Here is a 354-nt window from a genome sequence, read left to right as displayed (position 1 = left end):
AAAGAGAAAAGCGATCGGGAATACTTTTATTGAAGTTTTCGATGATGAAGCTCACGAGATCAAGGATGTTGTTTACCTGGCGCAGGGTACTATCTATCCAGATGTGATCGAGTCGGTTTCTGTTAATGGGCCTTCAGTAACGATCAAGTCTCATCACAATGTGGGTGGATTACCTGATTTCATGAAGCTGAAAGTGGTAGAGCCGCTAAGAATGCTATTTAAAGATGAAGTAAGAAGAGTAGGAAAGGAGCTTGGAATCGACAAGGTATTATTAGGTAGACATCCATTTCCAGGACCGGGACTGGCGATTAGGATTCTTGGTGATATAACGGCAGAAAAAGTGCGAATACTTCA

At 42.1% G+C, this 354-nt stretch carries 1 pseudogene; it reads left to right on the top strand.

Annotated features, from left to right (window positions below):
• A pseudogene (locus ACNKXV_RS13595) lies at positions 1-354 on the top strand (glutamine-hydrolyzing GMP synthase); the annotation flags it as partial.

Origin of the sequence: Christiangramia aquimixticola, assembly GCF_048285835.1 — a bacterium.
Taxonomy (GTDB): Bacteria; Bacteroidota; Bacteroidia; order Flavobacteriales; family Flavobacteriaceae; genus Christiangramia; species Christiangramia aquimixticola.
The sequence above is the reverse complement of the archived record's forward strand: the minus strand, read 5'-3'. Positions and strand labels throughout refer to the sequence as shown.